We start from the raw sequence: 20609 nt of genomic DNA, 5'->3' as shown, positions 1-20609 counted from the left end.
TATATAACAAGCTTCTGGTAAAATAGTTTACAGCCGTAATTTAACCAATTACCACTTCCTTCTTTACTGGAGCTAGATGAATCGCTTGTCCAAGCAATCCTTCCACAGATTCCAGTAGTGCCTCATTTATGCCTGGGTGCACGTAATTTGGAAATTTTATATCCTCCTCCTTCGCAGCCATCTCTAATAGTTGTAAAAAGGAGCCTGACAATTCGATAGCGCCATCGCCAATCATATGAATTCCTTGAATTACTTCGGTCGTAGAATCAGAGATTACCTTTATAAATCCATCTCTTTTCCCAGTAATTGTGGAATAACCATTACTGCCAAGGGAAAATCTACTTGTACGTACAGAAAGTCCCAGGTTATTTGCCTGTTGTTCCGTTAAACCAACAGATACTACCGGGGGGATTGTATGAGCACAAGTGGGTACGATTGTTAAGTCCACCTCTGGTTTTTCTCCAGCTATGAATGATACTGCCGCTTTTCCTTGCTTGATAGCCTTCCAAGCAAGCAGTGGACCACCTGTTACATCTCCAACTGCATATATGTTATTGATAGAAGTTTCCAAACGATTATTTACTTGGATAAATCCATTTACATCTAACTCCATGCCCAGACGCTTCAACCCAAGCTCTTCTATGTTTGAGACCCTAAGCTCAGGCACGACTAAATAAGAAGCTTCAATTGTCAATTCTTTATGCTGATTGGTTAACACCGTAACAGAGATACCGTTTATATCATTCTGAGTACCAATAGTCTCTTTTTTCTCTATTACTTTTATTTTTCTCTTTTTAAATATTCTTAATAACTCCTTATTGACCGATTCATCAAAAGGTAGCCCAGTATCGGAATCTATTAATAAGGTAACTTGTGTGCCAAGCGCTGCAAAGCATGAGGCCGCTTCTAGGGCAATATAGTCTTGACCATCAATGATTGCATGTTCAGGCAGCTTGCTTAGTTGAAAAAACTCAAACGGATATAGCACATGAGGACCCGTAGATTTTATATAGCTAGGAAGTATATTTTTACTGCCCGTAGCGATAATTACTTGGTCAAACTCATACATATCGAATTGGTGACCATTTTCCACACCAATTTTATGCTTTGCTATAAACGTAGCTTTCCCTTGAACGATTTCTACCTTATTCGCCTGGCAAAGCCTCTCTACACCTGACCTCAGCTGTCCGATTACATCCTTTTGATATTCAAGCAATCTCTGGATATCTATATCTCTTCGATCCGCACCAATACCAATCATAGCTAGCTGATCCAACTCGGAACGTTTCGAGCCTGCAAAAGTATAAACCTTTGAAGGTATACAACCCTCGTTTAAGCACACTCCTCCCAGGTTTTTTTGCTCAATTAAAGTAACGGAAAGGCCAAGCTGAGCACCTCGTATAGCCGCGCTGTATCCTCCTGGTCCACCCCCAATAATGATCAGATTTCGTTTATGGCTTATTTCTCCTACAACCATCTAAATCATCTCCAAAATTAGTTTATGTGGATGTTCGATTAAACTTGAAAAACGATTCGTGAATGCAATTGCAGTTGCACCGTCTGCTACGCGGTGATCAAATGACATGGATAGATTCATGATGTGTCCAATAACAATCTCATCCTGCGCATTAACGATTGGCTGTTTTTTAGTCTTATGAAAAGCGATTAATGCAGTCTCTGGATAATTGATAATAGGAGTGGCGGCTATGCTGCCTAAAGGTCCTACATTACTAACTGTAAATGTGCTGTTTTGCATTTCTGATGGTTGAAGCTTTCCTGCTATGGCCTTTTGTGTTAATTCTTTTATTTCTTGATTTATTTGTATGAGAGATTTTTTATCGGTATCGTGGAGTACAGGGACAATCAGTCCGTTTTCTGTGTTGGTGGCTATGCCTATGTGATAGCTTTTCTTGAGGAGTATCCGACTATTTTCTTCGTCAAGCTCGGCATTGAATATCGGAAAATCCTTTAAGGAAATGACAAGTGCTTTCAAGAGAAAGGCTGGAATACTTATGGAATGACCAGTGGCTTTCATCTGTGCCTTCATTTCTAATAGATTAGTCATATTCACTTCGTCAAAATGGGTTACGTGTGGGATGGTAAAGAGTGATTTCTTCATATTTTCAGCAATCTTTTTTCTAATTCCTTTATAAGGTATTTCATCTGGTTGCGTCTGGACAACAATCTTCTCAGGTATAATCTTCTTCTCTGTTTTATTATCTATAAACCTCATAACGTCCTCTTCTGTAATTCTTCCTGAAGGATCTGAAGGGGTCACATCCTCTAAATTGATGTTATGTTCCCTAGCTATTTTTCTTGTGTAAGGCGTAGCTAGTATTCTCTTATAAGTAAACTCTAAGGATTTATCTTCTTTTAAGGGCTGGTTACTGCTAGTCTCTACTGATATATCCTTTGAATACTGCTCGGTTGAGGAACCCCCTCCGCCCTCACTTTCTAAGGAAAGAAGACTGGTACCTACTTTTACCATTTCTCCAGCAGCAATTCGAATCTCTTTGACAATACCAGTACAAGGAGAGGTAAGTTCAGCAACCATTTTATCTGTTTGGACTTCAACTAAAGGCTGGTCCGTTTGCACCCTATCACCCACTTTAACTAAATAGTGGATAACCTCTCCTTCAGTCATTCCTTCTCCTATATCATGTAATTTCACATCAATCATTCAAAACCCTCCTTAAAAATGAATTACTTTATCAATCCCCTCCATCACTCTAGCGGGAGTAGGTAGATAATGCTCTTCTAAAGTAAAGAATGGAACAGGAACATCAAAACCTGTAATTCTCTCAACAGGTGCTCGCAAATATAAGAATGAGGTATCGTTAATAATAGATACGATGTCATTACCTAACCCACCTGTAGGATGAGCTTCATGAATGATTACTGCTCTAGTTGTTTTTTGCACAGATTTGGCGATTGCTTCCCGATCTAATGGATAAAGCGTACGTAAATCTATTATTTCGCAATGTATTCCTTTTTTTCCTGCTAGCTCAGCAGCTTTTTGGGCGATTGAAACCATTGCTCCCCAAGCAATAAGGGTTACATCTGCCCCTTCTTGGACAACCTTCGCCTTTCCAATTTCCACTTTATATTTATTTACTGGTACGTCCTCTCTCACCGATCGATAGTTCTTCATAGGCTCTAAGACAAGAACTGGATCGGGATCTTCCATTGCAGCTATTAACAATCCCTTTGCATCATATGGACTGGAAGGACAGACTACCTTAATACCAGGCATATGAGTAAATAAGATTTCGGTGCTGTCTGAATGTATTTCGGGTGCACGTATCCCTGCTCCATAAGGTGCACGAATAACCATTGGCACTGTAAAACGAGACATCGACCTCATCCGAATTCTCGAAGCATGTGTCATGATTTGCTCATATGCTGGATAAATAAACCCTAAAAACTGAATTTCAGCTATTGGTCTAAATCCATTTACAGCTAATCCAATAGAGGTTCCTATTATTCCTGATTCAGAAAGAGGAGTGTCTATTACTCTATCAACACCGAACCTTTCTTGGAGTCCCTCAGTAGCTCGGAAAACGCCACCGTTTTTACCAACATCTTCACCAAGCACCAGTGTAGATTCGTCCTCCTCTAGTAAAACGCGCATCCCATCGTTTATTGCTTGGATTAATGTCATTTGCTTTGTTGTCTCTTGTGAAGCACTTGATTGTTTTAACTGGGTCATTGATCATTGCCTCCCTAAATATGCAAGATAAGCATCTTTTTGTTCGGTTAGCTGAGCAGGCATTTCGGCAAACACATGGTTAAACACATCTTCTACTTTTGGAGCTGGAAAACTTTCCATTTCTTCTATAGCTACATCTATTTCATTACTAATCTCTTCAGTAGTAGCTTGCAACCATTCTTCATTCCAGTAACCGTAGTTTTTCATAAATAACTCCAGTCTTAGAAGGGGATCTACAACATGGTCTCCCATGGTAGCATCTCTATATTTGGATGGGTCATCTGCAGTCGTATGAGCACCTTTTCTCCATGTGACAGCCTCTATTAAGGTAGGTCCATCCCCTGCTCGTGCTTTCTCTACTGCTTTAAGCGTTTCAAAATATACAGCAAGGCTATCATTTCCATCTACTCTAACACCAGCCATTCCATAAGCCACTGCTTTTTGTGCAATGGTTTCTGAATTCATCTGTTTTTCAGTAGGAACAGAAATTGCAAAGCCATTGTTTTGATTGAAAAAGATAGCAGGTACTTTAAAGACGCTAGCAAAGTTTAAGCCCTCATGGAAATCTCCCTCGGATGTAGCACCATCACCAAAATAAGCGATTGCTATATTTTTTGTGCCCTTTCTTTTTTCTGCCCAGGCTGCTCCAGCTGCATGGGGAAGCTGAGTAGCTATTGGTACAGCAGGAGGGAATATGTTTCTATTCTTTGGGGATAAGCATCCCTCTATTCTTCCATTCCAGTATAAGAAAGTTTTGGCCATACTCTTACCAAAAGTTAAAGTTGCCCCATGATCACGATAGGTCGGAAAAACCCAGTCATCTTCCGTTAATGCAAGCGCGCTACCAACCTGAGCTGCTTCTTGGCCCTCAAATGGTGCATAGGTTCCTAATCGACCTTGTCTCTGTAGGTTAATAGCCTTCCGGTCGAACGTTCGAATGCGGAGCATGTGAAAATAAAGTTCTTTGACTAAGCTTTCCTCAATTTGTTCTTTGAATTGTTCATCTAGTAGTGTCCCTTCATCATCCATTATTCTTTTTAAAGGATAATTATGCTTCACTTAGCTTCCCTCCAAACGACTTATTTGCGAATACTCCACTTTGGCTTTAATGGTGCTGAATAAAAGTTATTGCGAGCTTTTCTGTTCTTAATACGCTTTTCACACATCGTATTTGCTGCTTCTTCCGTTGTATTTCCGGTTAGGGAAGCCTCCTTATATACCTCTAATAAGGTATGATATATTTGCTTCGTTTTAGCTAGAACTCGCTCATGGTTAAAGCCATATAGCTCATCAGCTACTTGAATCAGACCGCCTGCATTGACGATATAGTCTGGTGCGTATAGTATTCCTTTTTCTCTGAGCATTCTTCCATGTCGATCTGCTAGTAATTGATTGTTGGCAGAACCTACTATAGCCTTTACTCTCAACTTAGGAATCGTCATATCATTTATAATCCCACCATGTGCACAAGGAATAAAAACGTCGGCATCAGTAGAGTAAATTTCATCATTTGATACAATCTTTACGTTTCCTTTTAAATTTGCTGAAATCTGCTGAATGGAATGAAGGCTTTCGTCATTTATATCAGCTACAAAAAGGTTCGCTCCAGCTTCTAGTAAACTAACAGCAACTTTATATCCTACTTTTCCTAGTCCTTGAATTGCATAGCTTTTCGTTCCGAGTTCTTCATCTCCAAACAGTGTTCGATTTGTAGCTTTTAATCCATTTATAACTCCAGCTGCTGTTGGGATCGATGAATCCCCTCCACCACCATAGGCCTCAGGTAGTCCATTAATGAAATTAGTTTCCTTCATCGCATGTATGAAATCTTCCATCGTCGTGCCCATGTCTGTACCTGTGTAAAAACGGCCGCCAAGTGAATTGACAAATTGACCAAATGCTCTGAATAGCTCCGGTGATTTATCCTTTTTAGGATCACCAATAATGACTGCTTTTCCTCCCCCAAAGTCCACATCTGCTGCTGCACACTTATACGTCATACCTTTTGAAAGCCTTAGAACATCCTCGAGCGCATCTTCCACACTATTATAAGGTTGCATTCGACATCCACCGAGAGCTGGACCAAGGGTCGTATTATGGATAGCGATAATCGCTCGTAGGCCAGTAGTGGGATCATTACAAAATACAACCTGCTCATGAGAAGCCATTCGATCGAAAAGCTCAAATTCTTTTGTCATTGATAATCTTTCAGCTAGCATTAGATCAGTTCCTCCTTAGGCAATTTCAGTGTACATTCTTACGCTGTAGCCTCGTTCCATTTTGTTTTTATTGTAGCCTTTGGCAAAATAACCTGAGTTACCTCACCCAGACCGATAACACCAGCTTGACTCTCAGCTACCACTTTTGTTATTACTTTATTGTCTCGAAGCTCTGTAACAGTAGCAGTTAAAGTAACAAGACTTCCATAAGGAGCGGGTGAAACATGCTTGATCTTAACTGCAGCTCCCATTCCCTCTTGTTCAGCGCTTAAAAAAGGTAAAATTATTTTCCTAGAAACCCATTCCATATGATATGTCATACTCACCGTCGAATAGACAGGGTGTACTACTTCTCCTTCAAATGCAGCAAACATCAATTCTGTAACTGTGATTTGAATGGTCTCTTTACTCCCAATCTCTAAGCCTTCTAACATATAACTCACCTACTTTAATCATTTAGTTTTTAAGGAACACACATCACACTTTTGGAAGCGCTTACAAGTAGATGAAATGAATTACTCCTTTCTTTTATCGAGCAAGCAGGAGAAATTTCGTTAAATATTTACAAATATCATATATCATTTTATATATTATTACAATATTTTATCAGAATTTATTTTATTATCAGAATATATATTTGATATTATGTTCTACTCTACTAATAGGAAGCGTATAAATCTCACTATTTTCTATATTTAGTTCGTATCTTGACAAAATAACTGTATAAATTGTTTCAGTAATTTTTAAATAATCTATCTATTTATTGATTTCATATATTAAATGATATACAATTCGATTATTATGAAAACTAATATGAATAAACGCCAATATGCTTACAAAGTTATTCGTACAAGAATAGTAGATGGTACTTACGCACCTGGTCAACGAATCATTATCAATCAAATTGCAAAGGAGGTCGGCTCTAGTCATATTCCCGTCAGGGAAGCAATTCATCAGCTCGAATCAGAAAAGCTTCTTGAATTTAAACCTAATATTGGAGCAATCGTCAAAGGAATTGACAATCAACTATATAAGGAATCATTGGAAGTACTCGCTTTGCTTGAGGGCTATGCTACGGCTATTAGCGCCACAAGCATTACAGCTGATGGTATTACAAAGTTAAAAGAAATTAACCGAGAAATGAAAATCATGCTTGATAACTATGAATTAGATAAACTAGGAGCACTTAATAGAGAATTCCATTTTCATATTTACTCATTTTGTCCAAACGAATTACTAATAAAAAATATTGAAGAAACATGGGGGCGACTAGATATAGTGAGACAGGCTGGTTTTACGTTTTATCCTAAGAGAACCCCCCAATCCATTGAAGAACATGAGACCCTTATACAACTACTAGAGGATAAGGCGAGCAGTTCTTCTATCGAGCAGTATGCTAGAAATCACAAACTAAAAACGCTTGATGCCTTTAAAATGAGAAGTTAAATTCGCTGACCGGAGTGGTCTTCGTTTTTAGCTTTCTTTTTTTAATTGTCTAATTTCTATTAAATCATTTTGAAGTTTTTGTTCTGCTTCGATCATCATTCTATTGAACAAATCTTCTACTGAAGGCAGATCATCCAACAAACCAGCTATTTGGCCACTGTTTAAAAAACCACTTTCTAGGTCTCCCTCTATCGCTCCTTTTTTATGGTGCTCCTCCGTCGTACTTTTTAAATAATCATCGATAGTCAGCCCCTGTTTTTCTCGGTCAATCAACCGACTCGCATAAGGAGTATTTAACACTCTCCGAATTCTACCAACACTTCGCCCAAGCAATAGCGTATCTAAATCACCAGCTTGAATTACTCTTTTTTTATACATTTCATGAAAGGGAGCATCTTTCGTCGCCACTAGCCTTGTTCCTAGCTGCACCCCACTAGCACCTAGAGATAGTGCGGCCGCCAATCCTTTCCCATCACCAATTCCTCCTGCCGCAATAACAGGTACCCTCACATGTTTTACTAGCTGAGGAATTAACGTGAAGGTGGTCAATTCAAGACTAGAATTAATACCTGCAGCTTCAAAACCTTCACCAATTATCATATCTGCCCCTGCTTGTTCTGATTTTAACGCCTGTTTTACAGAAGCGACAACCGTCATCACTTTAATCCCGTTTGCTTGTAAAATAGGAATATAGGGTGCTGGGTTTCCAGCCGATAAAGATACAATCGGAACTTCGTGTTTTATAACAAGTTCTATCAGTTCTTCTACAAATGGTGAAACATTAATGGCAATATTAATAGCAAATCTTTTTTTGGTTATCTCTTTTGTTACTAGTATGATTTGTTCCACTTCTTTGGGTGTCATCGTACCACAACCAATTGTACCTAATCCTCCAGCTTCAGACACTGCAGCTGTAAGCTGAGCGTTACTTATGTTTCCCATCCCTCCCTGAATGATTGGATAGGAAATACCTAACAACTTACAAACGTATATCATTATTTATCAACCCCTATAAAAATATGTTATATTATAATTAGTAGAATGACAATTGCTAATATTTAAAAAGGAGGAAATTATTTGATTATTTCATTCAAAGGAAAGTCACCTAGTATAAGTGATAACGCAATGGTTGCACCAGGAGCGAAGATTATTGGCGATGTACGAGTGGGTGAGGAATCCACTATATGGTTTAACGCTGTTTTACGTGGTGATGAGGCACCAATAACGATTGGTAATAGATGTAGCATACAGGACAATTCAACGATTCACTTGTATGAAGATGCTCCAGTTATTATAGAAGATGAAGTGACTGTAGGACATAATGTCATTCTACATGGCTGCAGGATTGGTAAACGGTCCATTATTGGAATGGGATCTACTATTTTAGACCATTCCGAGATTGGTGAGGAATGTATCGTAGGGGCTAACACCCTAGTGCCATCAGGTAAAAAATTTCCTCCTCGTTCATTAATCGTCGGCTCCCCTGGAAAAGTTGTGAGGGAGCTTAACGATAAGGATCTTGAGCTTATACAACTATCAATTGATACTTATGTACAAAAAGGGTATGATTACCGAGAAATTTTTGAAGACACCTTGTCAGTTAAAACTGCAGATTAGTCTACGAACAAGACTTAGTTAAAAATGATCAAAGTCACTTAGAGCTTGGAGATACAGTTCCCAGCTCTTTTTTAAGTGTATCATTAAATATATGTCTACATTTATCAGTGAAGGGATTTTCAGTTTAAAATGTAAATGATGTTCTCAATAAAATGGTTTCCATTTTTATAGACACCCGAACTTGAAAGTGACAAATTTATTGCAAACAAGAAAAGCGGAATCGCCTGTCACTGCCCCGACAGGCAAATGGGAAAAGCGAGGAGGCAGTTCCTCAGCCACCGGAGCTTTTACCCATTTGACCCGAGAGGCAAGGCGATGAAGCTAGACATCAAGAAAAGCGGAATCGCCTGTCACTGCCCCGACAGGCAAATGGAGAAAAGCGAGGAGGCAGTTCCTCAGCCACCGGAGCTTTTATCCATTTGACCCCGAGGGGCAAGGCGATGAAGCTAGACATCAAGAAAAGCGCAATCGCCTGTCACTGCCCCGACAGGCAAATGGATAAAAGCGAGGAGGCAGTTCCTCAGCCACCGGAGCTTTTATCCATTTGACCCCGAGGGGCAAGGCGATGAAGCTGGACATCAATTTACCCACAGATTCATAACTTTATAATTTCATAAACAATTAAAAAAGACACCATTTGGCATGGTGTCCCCATCATATTATATCCCATCAAAAAGATTTCCTATCGCTCTACCAATACCTCGAAGTATCCAAAATACAAAACGAATTGGCAGTATAATAATATCTGCTAAAGTGAAAAAAAATCAAAATAACTCCACTTTGATACTTGGATTTTATTCTTTTTTCTTTTAATGCTTACCTCTTTTTTACGCTTCCACCATTCCATCATCTAAGTAAACCTCCATTTTGTATTCATATACTTACGAATAACTGTTAAAGAAGTTTCTACTATTTATTTATTTATTTATTTATTAGGAATAGCACTACTCCTAGAGTTCTTTTAATAGAGGGTGATAATTAACATCATATTCTTCATCTCTTCTTTTCAAATCATTATCCTCTTGGAAAACACCCTCAAAAAATTCACTTGCTAATGGTGCAAGTAATTTATAGTATTGCTCGAACAAAAGAGCAGCATGATTTCCGTTCCAGATCTCTGGCAGTAGCTCCTTCGGAAGACCAGGATCAATAAAAAGAAACTTTCGGTATTCATGGACTAACCTTGTTCGTTCTACAAAACAGTCTGCAGAGGACATTTTATTATCATTTATCATACTCTGATGCACAATATACTGATGACTATAAGCTGCTATAAATTCCTTGTACTTTGCTTCTATTTCAGTAAGTGGCCAGCTTTTTTCAACCAATGCTTGGTTCTCTTTCGGACCTTTATAGTCAGATACAAAAAAATCAACATACTCATGTGTTTCATATTTATCTATTAAAAATTTGACTTCTTTTTCTAGATTATTCGGAGAGATCCAGCAACCACTAGAAAAACTTCCAAAACCACTCCAAAGCAGCTCTTTTCGAAGCTCATCTCTTATTTGTCTTTTTTCCTCGGGAATTGTGTACATTAACATACGCCATTTCCCATCCCATTCGTTAGGCATAAGCTTAAATATTCGATTTGCCGCTTCTTCCATTCTTACTTTGCCTCGATGAGTTAGAAAATAATAGCTTTTATTACCTTGTTTTTCAGACTCAAGCCAACCTTGTTTCATCATTCTAGAAACTGCTACGCGTACGGATTGCTCATTATGTCCGAATTCCTTGAGTAGGCGAATCAGACTTCCAATCCATATTTTATTGCCGTAGTGCCTTATATAGTCACCATAAACAGTGAAGATCATTGACTGTGTATTAGACATGTTATTAATCACTCATTTCTATTTTACCTAATTAATAATATATCACTTTTTCAGAATTTTTTCTTTAATTTGTTATAAGGGTATACTAATTATTTCCCCGAAAATAATTTAATTTTCTGAATTAGTTTTCACAATATTGTCGGGCCCATATTATTGCACGAGATTCAGAAAGAACTACTACATATTGTTCGTCATTCTGTATATAATTTCTATGCCATCTTAACTCTCTTGTTGTATATGTGTAATCATACAATTTGTAAATAAGCTTTTTACTTTTTCAAAATTTAGTACACTCTGTAGGACAATCCCTTGTGCATCATGATCGAATGTTAGAATGATTTCATCACCTGATTTAAAAATTCGATTACGGCCAGTTCGTATATTCAGCTTATTTTGAGACACGATGAATGCATCGTTTTGATAGGCTAAGTAAAATAGCTCTTCGAACACAACTTTTAATTCATCGGTGTTTTTTACTGTTAAAAAGAAGCCTGGGACTTCCGCATGATACATTCCTTTTGACGAAAGGGTAAACACCCGCTGCCCGGAGTCTATATATTCTACACCATACTTCGCCCAATCCTTTTGCATTTGATACTGCTCTCCATCGTGCTTTTCAATATAGATAGACAATGGATAAAAATAAAGGTTTTCAATTGTTTCAAAAGCAAGTTTCTCAATCCAATCATAGTGCGTGCTAATATAATAAGATTTAGCCTGGTCTTGTAACTCTATTTCCCATTCCCTATCTATTTCACGGTTATAAATTTCAATTTGAATTGGTAGCTCTTTGACCAGTAATATACTATTTGCCATAGACACTTTTTCATAAAACGACACATGTCTATTAAAATCCGCAATCACATTCTCATTTTTATCATATATAACGCTTGTACATTCACTTAAATTATTTGCTAAAATCCATTTTTTTGCAGTATCATCTAAAAAGAACTTGTAGCATCTAGCTCTATGTTCCGTTCTTATTTGCTTATTTTTAAAAAGCTTCTTCATTTGCTTTATCGTCTTCTCTTCATTTAAACCTTGGTATACCAATATATCCACTGTAGAGGCCTTCATAATAAAATAATCAAAAAGCATATCTCGTTGATTTTTAATTTCGTCATTCCGCACATCAAACTCAGGTAAATCTACATCCCATTCGTTCGTTTGATCTAAAATATACACAACTTCACCTCAAGCTCGTTCATTAAATTTTTTTTATTACACCTTTTCATACCCATCTTGAAGTCATCTACCCGTAAGTTTAACAACTTACTAACCATTATGAATTTCAAAGCAAAAATACCCAAATGGCAAATGTTCTTCTTTTAACTTCATTTCTGACTTTGCTATTTTCATCATCCTCGGTAATGTCTGCCTTAAAGACTCCTTATATTCTACAAGTGCCTTTTGATATGAAGCAATATCGTTATGTTTACATAATGGATAAAGTAAGGCACCTAGCTTCACATCATTAAGTCTTCTAGGGGAATCTAGTGGATTAAGACAATCTAAGATATGTTTCTTTTGGTCTTTCTCATCAAAACCATCTCTACATTCTATATAAAACATGAATTCCTCGAATTCAATTTGCATATCCACTTCCTCATTTATGTAGAATGGAGTAATCCTAATATATTCGGTAGTTGAATCAGAACTAATAATCTCATCTAATATTCCTTTTAACTCAGTAATAGTCGGGTAAATCTTATATTTTCCATTATAATAAACTGTATTATTGTAAACTATTTCGTTTATTTCACCTTTGTCTATCCGTTTCATTTTCATCTCCCCTTTATTACATATTTCAGCCCACTTACTTTAAATCTAAAAAAAAGTTACCGAAGCAACCCCACGAACTGTACTACCGCCCTTTAGTTCAAAAAAAATATCGTTTCTTCACAATCTCACTACCTTCAAGACTGTATATGACAACGTCAGATCCCAAATGCATTTCTATCCATTAAAGCAACTATTACTACCTGTATGTTATTAAAACAGCAAATAAATTTATCTTCTAAATAGTAATTCGATTTGATTGACGATATATTCTGAGCTATGCTCCGTACCTTCTTCCAACCACCATTCAATCACCCCAAACATTGCAGAAGCAAGTATATCCAGTGAGAAACGTTCTGGCCCATCCAATACTTGTCTGTTTGTTCTCCTCGCTTTGATAAATGACTTTATTTCTTTATGCATTTTGCGCTTAAAACGGTCTTCTTTAAATAAAACGGAGAACATGATGCGATGGTTATAGAAATAGTCTAAATATGATAATAACTGAGTTCGTTCATTAGAGCTTTCTAATAGGAGTAAGGGTTTTAACTTTTCTTCTAAATCTGAAAATATGTCCTTTACTAGATCTTTTAATAAGTCATTTAAATCTACGAAATGTAAATAAAATGTTGCTCGATTCAATTCTGCCTTGTCTGCCACTTTTTTAACCGTCAGCGCTTGCAGTTCAGTTTTTTCGTTCAACAATGCTACTAATGCCTCTTTAAGCATCCTCTGAGATCGCATTGCTCGCGGATCTTTTTTATTTGTAGACATGTTTTGATCACTCCATCTATGATCTGTAACTTCTTTGACACTATGTCTATTATTGTAGTTTAAACCACATTATTATGTAAACTGTTTATGTTATTTCATAAAAATAGTTGGTATAATCAACTTCATTGACACGGTGTCGATGAAGTCAAATAGGAAGGATTTTTGTATGTCTACTAATATAAATAAGAAAGTATTAATGACAGTTTTAATCATAGGATGTTTTTTATCAACATTAAATCAAACTCTATTAAATGTTGCGCTTAGTAGTTTAATGGACGTATTTAAAGTATCCCCAAGTACAGTACAATGGCTAGCGACAGGATTTATGTTAGTAAATGGTATACTTATACCATTTACAGCTTATTTAATGAAGCGCTTCTCCACCAGACAGCTATTTATAAGCTCAATGACCCTTTTGCTGTTGGGCACCATTTTTTGCGCACTTGCTCCGAACTTTAGTATTCTTCTAACTGGTCGAATGATTCAAGCAGCTGGAGCTGGAATAATCATGCCGTTAATGATGAGTATTGTTATGTTCATATATCCACCTGAAAAACGTGGAAGTGCAATGGGCTTAATCGGTTTTGCTATTATCTTCGCTCCAGCCATCGCTCCTACATTAGCTGGATTTATACTTGAATATTTTTCATGGCGCTGGCTATTTATTGGTTTATTGCCTTTTGTCGTATTCATTATCGTACTTGCACTTAAATACTTGATCAATATATCTGATCAGGAAACCGCTCAGCTAGATTGGCTAAGTGTTATATTATCTACACTTGGATTTGGATTTTTACTTTACGGTTTTAGTAGCGCAGGCAGTCAAGGCTGGACTAGTCCAATTATTATAAGCTCTATAGTTGCTGGAATAGTCATTACCTACATTTTCTGCATGCGTCAATTACGATTAGAGGATCCGTTGCTCAATTTAAATGTCTTTACAAATAAGACATTCACTATGACATCCATAATTAATGTGCTTGTTACGATGATTATGTATGCAGATATGATTTTACTGCCCATTTACTTGCAGGACGGTAGAGGCTTTACAGCTCTTGATGCTGGGTTATTATTATTACCAGGAGCGTTAATCAACGCTTTCATGTCACCAGTTACAGGAAAACTATACGATAAGTATGGTGCCAAACCATTGTTTATAACTGGATTGTTATTCATTATTCCAACCATGTGGGTCGTGACAGATTTAAATGATTCGACGTCCTTTACATTTTTAATGATTCGAACGATTTTCTTGCGTATTGGGCTAAGCTTCATCACGATGCCGCTAAATACAGCTGGGCTAAATGCCTTACCTAAATTGCTTATAACACATGGTACTGCAGTTAACAATACGGTTCGTCAGCTTGCTGGCTCGATTGGAACAGCAGTTGTTGTTACTATTTTCACGGTTCAGTCATTAAAGCATACCGAAAATATCTCGAAGGAAATCCCAACAGCTGGTATCGATCAGCTTAAAGCGTTTGCATCCATTTACGGTTCAAGCGACGCCTATATTTTCATGACTATACTATCCATACTGGCGTTACTTATCACCGTATTTTATCCTAACAAAAGAGCGTTCCAACTAAATAATCTGGTAGTTTAATGTAGCCAAAAGACCTCGCAGATATCTCTACGAGGTCTTTTGGCTTTAAGCAATCATTTTCTTTGTTTATAACTAAGAATTACTGTATATTTTCGAATACTGCAGCTATACCTTGACCTACGCCTACACACATAGTGGCAAGACCGAATCTCACTTCTCTTCTCCTCATCTCATATAGAAGTGTAGTTACTATCCTTGCTCCGCTAGCACCTAACGGATGTCCGAGAGCGATTGCGCCACCATTCACATTCACAATTGCAGGGTCGAGTTCTAATTCCCGAATGCAAGCCAACGACTGTGAAGCAAATGCCTCATTTAATTCGACTAAGCCAATTTCTTCTTTTAAAACTCCTGAGCGCTTAAGTACTTTGTTAGTTGCATATACAGGTCCTATTCCCATTATACCAGGCTCTACGCCAGCAGTAGCGGATGCAATATACCTCGCTATTGGCTTCAAACCTAATTCCTTCGCTTTGTCTGCGCTCATTAGAAGCAAGCCTGCTGCTCCATCATTTACACCAGACGCATTTCCAGCTGTTACAGTCCCTCCTTTAAAAATAGGAGGAAGGTTGTTCAACTTTTCCAAGCTTGTTTCTGGTCTCGGATGCTCATCAGTATCAATGATCACTTCCTGACCCTTTTGATTTGTATACTTCACTGGTATTATTTCATTCAAGAAGCGATTTTCAGCCATTGCTTTTTTAGCCCTTTGCTGACTTTCAAAGGAATAGAGGTCCTGATCTTCTCTAGTTATTTTATATTTCTCGGCAACGTTCTCAGCTGTTTTAGGCATCGAATCTGTACCATACTTTTCTTCTAACAATGGATTTATAAATCTCCATCCAATTGTCGTATCTATAAGCTCCATATTCCCTCGGGGAAATTCTTTCATAGGCTTTGCCATTACATATGGGGCGCGAGTCATGCTCTCTGTTCCGCCAGCTATGTATATATCGCCTTCGCCAACTGCTATGGCTCGAGCAGCATAAACGATAGCATCTAAGCCAGAACCACAAAGTCTGTTTATTGTCGTGCCTCCAACCTCTATTGGAAGACCAGAAAGTAATGCGGACATTCTTGCCACATTACGATTATCCTCCCCTGCTTGGTTTGCATTACCTAGGACAACTTCTTCTATTTGGTCAACTGGAACGCGTTCGTTTCTTTCAAGAAGTCCCTTAATAACCATGGCAGCCAAATCGTCGGGTCTAATACTTCTTAAAGAACCATTATATCTCCCGATAGGAGTACGAACAGCATCGACTATTACAACCTCTTTCATCTTCACTCCTCCTCACCGGTATAGCTATAAACTCCCTTGCCTGTCTTCCTTCCAAGACGCCCAGCCTTGACGTACTGTTCAAGGAGGGGGGCAGGCCGATATTTTTCACCAAGCTTTTCATGTAAATATTTTAAATTGTTCAGTCTAGTATCTAAACCAACGAGATCTCCTAGCTCAAACGGACCCATTGGATAATTCAAGCCGAGCTTAATCGCCTTATCAATTTCCTCTGGCGTACCGATTCCTTCCTGAAGCATATAGAACGCTTCGTTACCAACCAAAGCACTGATTCGACTAGTTATGAAGCCTGGAAATTCTTTAACTACTACCGTTTCCTTTCCCATTTGCTCAGCAACCTGTTTAATAGCAGCAACTGTTTCATCACTCGTCTCAAGCCCTCTTACAATCTCTACTAATGGCATTTTATGTACCGGATTAAAAAAGTGCATGGCAATTGTTTTATCCGGACGATTAGAAAAGGAAGCAACTTCCGTAGGACTCATGGTAGACGTATTAGTAGCAAAGTAACATTTAGCCGGAGCATGCAATTCTAATGCTTCAAAGACGGATTTCTTAATCGCTAGTTGCTCAGGCACAGCTTCTATAACTAAGTCAGCAGTTTCCGCTGCAAAAGAAAGATCTTTTTCATACCTCAGCTTGTTTAAAGACTTTTCCGCCATCTCAGAAGTTATCTTTTGTCGTTTAATACCTTTTTCAAATAAGCTCTCAATTTCTTTTTTAGCCTGTTCTAAGGCAGTAGATTTTGTGTCCACCACCGTTACGGCAAAACCAGAAAGTGCTGCTACGTAAGCAATACCTCGCCCCATTACCCCAGAACCCACAACAACTATGCAGTTAATCAATATAAGCACCTCCATATTTTTTATTACTATACTAAAAAAGGACAGGAACCACTCTTAGCTCCTGTCCTGTTATTTTATAGTCCTAAAGGGTTCAAAGGACGGCTACCATAATATGATAAAATACTCTTCGTTTCTGAGTATAAATCTAATGTTTCAATACAAAGCTCTCGGCCAAAGCCTGACTGCTTATAGCCACCAAACGGAGTGCCTGGAAATGCAGAAAACGGACAATTTACCATTACAATTCCTGCTTTTATTTGATTAGCTACTCTTGTTGCTCTTGCTCCGTCTTTAGACCAAACCGCAGAGCCAAGACCAAAAGTAGTATCATTAGCTAGCTTAATAGCTTCTTTTTCATCTTTAAACTTCATTACCACCACAACCGGTCCAAAGATTTCTTCCTTCACTACGTTCATGTCGTGATTCACATTAGTAATGATCGTCGGCTCAAACCAGAAGCCTTTTTCATATCCTTTAGGAGAACATTTATGACCTCCAGCTAGAATCTCTGCTCCGTCCTTAATTGCCGACTGAACATATCCATTTATAGTGTCCAGCTGGGTTTGATCTATAATTGCCCCAACATGTGTCCCTTTATCAAAAGGGTTTCCTAATTGAAGCCTTTTTGTCTTTTCTACAAACTTACTCATAAATTCATCATAGATATCCTCTTGGACATACAATCGAGAACGGGCTTCACAGGATTGACCTGAGTTATAGAAAATACCAAACAACGAGCCATCTACTGCTGCATCAATATCAGCATCAGAAAATACTATACTCGGAGACTTCCCGCCTAGTTCAAGAGTTACTCGCTTTAAGCTTTCAGATGCCTTCCCCATAATATCCTTACCAATAGGCGTGGACCCAGTAAAAGCAACCTTATCCACTTGGGAATGCTCTACTAAATAGTTACCTATATCCGACCCTGACCCTGGAATGACGTTCACAACTCCGGCTGGCACGCCTGCCTCTAGGCAAATTTCACCCAGTACAATGGCAGTGAGAGGAGTTAAAGATGCTGGTTTTACAATAACTGAGCAGCCAACAGCAATTGCAGGAGCAACCTTCCAGGCAGCCATCATTAGTGGGTAGTTCCACGGTATGATTTGTGCACATACGCCAATAGGTTCTTTTTCGGTGTAGTTGTGAAACTGACCGGGTACGTTATTAACCGTCCCTCTATGACCAACAATGGCCCCTGCATAAAACTCAAAATCCTCTATCGCCTGTGTTACTTGGCCCTGAGCGGCGTGTAGTGATTTTCCCGTATCTAAAATTTCTAGCTCTACTAGTTCATTAAACCGAGATCGCATGATGGCAGCTATTTTATTTAACACTTGTGCTCTTCGACCAACGGGATACATTTTCCACTTTCCATGATCAAATGAATGACGGGCAGCAGCTATTGCCTTTTCTGCATCCTCTTTTGAAGCCTTTGCAACTTCTGCCACTAGCTCGCCCGTTGCCGGATTGTAGGTTTTTATCGTTTCCCCACTCGACCCTTTCATTTTTTCTCCATCTATTATTAAATGATAAAATTCTCTTTTAATAGTTTCTTTTTCCGTTTTGTCGTCTTTAACAGTTGTCAAAGTACCCACTCCTTATTTCCCTGTGAAAACAGGTTTTCTTTTTTGTAAGAAGGCTTCAACACCTTCATGGTGATCAGTTGTTAGACCGGCAATACGCTGCGTTTGTGCCTCTAATTCTAAGTAATCTTCTAACCTCATATCTGAAACCGCTTTCAAATTTTGTTTTATAAGAGCAATTGCTTTTGTTGGTAGAGATGCAAGATGCTCTGCAAAATTAATTACTTCGGTTTCCCAGCTTTCCATAGGTATTATCTTGTTCGCTAAACCTAGGTCCATTGCTTTTTGTGCCGTAACTTTCTCTCCTAATATAGATAGCTCTAACGTTTTCGCATACCCTATTAGTTTAGTTAAGTAATACAGGTTCCCACAATCGGGTACGAGTCCCACGTGTATAAAGGCGTTGATAAGACTAGCCTTTTCTGATATCACTCGAAAGTCACATGCTAACGCCAGACTAAAACCTGCTCCTGCCGCTACTCCATTAACAGCAGCTACTACTGGCTTTTCACATTGCCGGATCTGGAGAAGCATTGGATAATAGGACTCTCTGAGTAGATTACCATGATCCATCTGATCATCTACTTCAGCTAAATCCTGCCCTGAACAGAACGCTCTTCCTTCTCCAGTCAACACGATGCATCGTACTTCCTCGTTAGATGATGCCGATTTAAAGATAGTCTTAAGTTCTCGATTCATATCCCAGGTAAAAGCATTTAGCTTATCTGGTCTGTTAAGAGTAATCCATGCTACTCCATTTTTCAGTTCAAACTTAATCGTCTCATACATACGCTCAACACCTCGCTATTTCCCTTGATAGTTCGGTTTTCTTTTTTCCATAAATGCATTCATTCCCTCTTTTTGATCTTCGGTACCAAATAGCAAATAAAAGTTTTTTCTTTCATATTGCATACCTTCATGGAGGGAATAATCTACCGCCTTGTTAACGGAGTCCTTTATGAGACGGAGAGAAATAGGCGGTTGTTTAGCAAGCTTCTGGGCCAGCCTCGTTGTTTCTTCCATAAGCAGCTCGCTCGCTACTATTTTGTTGATAATACCATGGTCGAGAGCCGTGGCTGCTAGGATTCTTTCCCCTGTCCAAAGCCATTCTAGCGCTTTCGTTTTACCGACTAGCTTCGTCAATCTCTGGGTGCCACCAGCGCCAGGCATTACACCAAGTCCTACCTCCGGGAATGAAAACTCCGTTCCTGTAGCTGCTATCAAAAGGTCACAAGCAAGAGCAAGCTCAAAGCCTCCACCAAAAACAAATCCTTTGACTGCTCCAATAATTGGCTTTTTAACAGTAGCTATACGATCCCAATCAGAAAATTGATTTAGTAATTCAAGACTGATTGGATCGTCCTCCATCATTTCCTCAATATCAGCACCAGCCGAGAATGCCCTGCCTCTTCCTGTTATGACAATAACCCGAACTTCCTTTTCACATTCAAATGCTAACAGTGCATCCATTATTTCACTAACCATTTTTCTATTTAGTGAATTGAGCCGATCAGGACGATTTAATTCGATTAACCCTATATGATCATTAATGTTTGTTTCAATGAAGTTGAAGGACATTATGCATCCTCGCCTATCATTAGTGTAACTAAGTCTCCTGCAAATCCCATTAAATCCTTTCCTGAAGCCCTTCCTTCCGTTGATTTTAATCCAGCTTTCAAGGAATCCATATCATCATAGATCATTTCACACATTAAATAATATTCCGACTCTCCCCCCATTGGAGATCCCGTAAATTTAGTTACTTTCATTTCTCGTAAACCTGGGATTTTTTGTGTAATGGGAGCGTGGACATTAAAATAGTGTTCATCAAATTCCTTTTTGTTTTCTGGTTGCTTATACATCGCGACTAATTTAGCCATTCATAATCCTCCT

At 38.5% G+C, this 20609-nt stretch carries 20 protein-coding genes; 3 read left to right on the top strand and 17 right to left on the bottom strand.

Going from position 1 to position 20609, the window contains the following annotated elements:
* Nucleotides 1-40: 40 nt before the first annotated feature.
* Genes HF876_RS01490 through HF876_RS01465 form a run of 6 tightly spaced genes read right to left on the bottom strand, consistent with a single transcriptional unit; the run spans nt 41 to nt 6362 of the window.
* Entirely contained in the window at nt 41-1477 is a 1437-nt protein-coding gene (locus HF876_RS01490; RefSeq protein WP_169358259.1) for a dihydrolipoyl dehydrogenase family protein, read from the bottom strand.
* Nucleotides 1478-2680, bottom strand: coding sequence for a dihydrolipoamide acetyltransferase family protein (locus HF876_RS01485; RefSeq protein WP_169358258.1), 1203 nt, complete (start codon nt 2678-2680; stop codon nt 1478-1480).
* A gap of 12 nt (nt 2681-2692) precedes the next feature.
* Nucleotides 2693-3709 (bottom strand): alpha-ketoacid dehydrogenase subunit beta, encoded by a 1017-nt coding sequence (locus tag HF876_RS01480; RefSeq protein ID WP_169358257.1) that lies wholly within the window; start codon nt 3707-3709, stop codon nt 2693-2695.
* Between the two features lie 3 nt (nt 3710-3712).
* The gene (pdhA, locus tag HF876_RS01475) at nt 3713-4768 is read right to left on the bottom strand and encodes a pyruvate dehydrogenase (acetyl-transferring) E1 component subunit alpha (protein WP_169358256.1); all 1056 of its coding nucleotides are present in this window, start codon (nt 4766-4768) and stop codon (nt 3713-3715) included.
* Nucleotides 4769-4788: 20 nt separating this feature from the next.
* Nucleotides 4789-5928, bottom strand: coding sequence for a Leu/Phe/Val dehydrogenase (locus HF876_RS01470; protein ID WP_240949559.1), 1140 nt, complete (start codon nt 5926-5928; stop codon nt 4789-4791).
* Between the two features lie 38 nt (nt 5929-5966).
* Nucleotides 5967-6362, bottom strand: coding sequence for a thioesterase family protein (locus HF876_RS01465; protein WP_169358255.1), 396 nt, complete (start codon nt 6360-6362; stop codon nt 5967-5969).
* 379 nt (nt 6363-6741) lie between these two features.
* Here HF876_RS01465 and HF876_RS01460 point away from each other — a divergent pair, with 379 nt between their 5' ends.
* Complete coding sequence (locus HF876_RS01460) at nt 6742-7374, top strand: GntR family transcriptional regulator (protein ID WP_240949557.1); 633 nt, start codon at nt 6742-6744, stop codon at nt 7372-7374.
* Nucleotides 7375-7401: 27 nt separating this feature from the next.
* On the opposite strand, the gene HF876_RS01455 is transcribed toward HF876_RS01460, so the two are convergent.
* On the bottom strand, nt 7402-8370 hold the full coding sequence (locus HF876_RS01455; RefSeq protein WP_169358253.1) for an NAD(P)H-dependent flavin oxidoreductase: 969 nt from the start codon (nt 8368-8370) through the stop codon (nt 7402-7404).
* Nucleotides 8371-8451: 81 nt separating this feature from the next.
* On the opposite strand from HF876_RS01455, the gene HF876_RS01450 reads away from it, so the two are divergent.
* The gene (locus HF876_RS01450) at nt 8452-8991 is read left to right on the top strand and encodes a gamma carbonic anhydrase family protein (protein ID WP_169358252.1); all 540 of its coding nucleotides are present in this window, start codon (nt 8452-8454) and stop codon (nt 8989-8991) included.
* 950 nt (nt 8992-9941) lie between these two features.
* Here the strand turns inward: HF876_RS01450 and paaX are convergent.
* The 4 genes from paaX to HF876_RS01430 form a co-directional block, all read right to left on the bottom strand.
* A complete protein-coding gene (paaX, locus tag HF876_RS01445; protein WP_169358251.1) occupies nt 9942-10823 on the bottom strand; it encodes a phenylacetic acid degradation operon negative regulatory protein PaaX in 882 nt (293 codons plus the stop codon).
* A 219-nt stretch (nt 10824-11042) separates the two neighbouring features.
* On the bottom strand, nt 11043-12008 hold the full coding sequence (locus HF876_RS01440) for a hypothetical protein (RefSeq protein WP_169358250.1): 966 nt from the start codon (nt 12006-12008) through the stop codon (nt 11043-11045).
* Nucleotides 12009-12098: 90 nt separating this feature from the next.
* Complete coding sequence (locus tag HF876_RS01435) at nt 12099-12605, bottom strand: hypothetical protein (RefSeq protein WP_169358249.1); 507 nt, start codon at nt 12603-12605, stop codon at nt 12099-12101.
* Between the two features lie 228 nt (nt 12606-12833).
* Nucleotides 12834-13376 (bottom strand): TetR/AcrR family transcriptional regulator, encoded by a 543-nt coding sequence (locus HF876_RS01430; protein WP_240949554.1) that lies wholly within the window; start codon nt 13374-13376, stop codon nt 12834-12836.
* A 166-nt stretch (nt 13377-13542) separates the two neighbouring features.
* On the opposite strand from HF876_RS01430, the gene HF876_RS01425 reads away from it, so the two are divergent.
* On the top strand, nt 13543-14982 hold the full coding sequence (locus HF876_RS01425; protein ID WP_169358248.1) for a DHA2 family efflux MFS transporter permease subunit: 1440 nt from the start codon (nt 13543-13545) through the stop codon (nt 14980-14982).
* Between the two features lie 79 nt (nt 14983-15061).
* Here HF876_RS01425 and HF876_RS01420 read toward each other — a convergent pair whose 3' ends face one another.
* The 6 genes from HF876_RS01420 to HF876_RS01395 all read right to left on the bottom strand — a co-directional run bounded on the left by HF876_RS01420 (nt 15062) and on the right by HF876_RS01395 (nt 20596).
* Nucleotides 15062-16264, bottom strand: coding sequence for an acetyl-CoA C-acyltransferase (locus tag HF876_RS01420; RefSeq protein WP_169358247.1), 1203 nt, complete (start codon nt 16262-16264; stop codon nt 15062-15064).
* A gap of 2 nt (nt 16265-16266) precedes the next feature.
* Nucleotides 16267-17127 (bottom strand): 3-hydroxyacyl-CoA dehydrogenase, encoded by an 861-nt coding sequence (locus HF876_RS01415; protein WP_169358246.1) that lies wholly within the window; start codon nt 17125-17127, stop codon nt 16267-16269.
* Between the two features lie 74 nt (nt 17128-17201).
* Complete coding sequence (locus HF876_RS01410; protein ID WP_169358245.1) at nt 17202-18719, bottom strand: aldehyde dehydrogenase family protein; 1518 nt, start codon at nt 18717-18719, stop codon at nt 17202-17204.
* A 12-nt stretch (nt 18720-18731) separates the two neighbouring features.
* Nucleotides 18732-19505, bottom strand: coding sequence for an enoyl-CoA hydratase-related protein (locus HF876_RS01405; RefSeq protein WP_169358244.1), 774 nt, complete (start codon nt 19503-19505; stop codon nt 18732-18734).
* Between the two features lie 15 nt (nt 19506-19520).
* Complete coding sequence (locus HF876_RS01400) at nt 19521-20294, bottom strand: enoyl-CoA hydratase/isomerase family protein (RefSeq protein ID WP_169358243.1); 774 nt, start codon at nt 20292-20294, stop codon at nt 19521-19523.
* Nucleotides 20294-20596, bottom strand: coding sequence for an EthD family reductase (locus HF876_RS01395; RefSeq protein ID WP_169358242.1), 303 nt, complete (start codon nt 20594-20596; stop codon nt 20294-20296). Before HF876_RS01395 ends, HF876_RS01400 begins: the two co-directional genes overlap by 1 nt.
* Between the last annotated feature and the right edge of the window lie 13 nt (nt 20597-20609).

Origin of the sequence: Psychrobacillus sp. BL-248-WT-3 (assembly GCF_012843435.1) — a bacterium.
Classification (GTDB): Bacteria; Bacillota; Bacilli; order Bacillales_A; family Planococcaceae; genus Psychrobacillus.
Note: the sequence above shows the minus strand (reverse complement) of the source record. Positions and strands in the feature narration are given on the sequence as shown.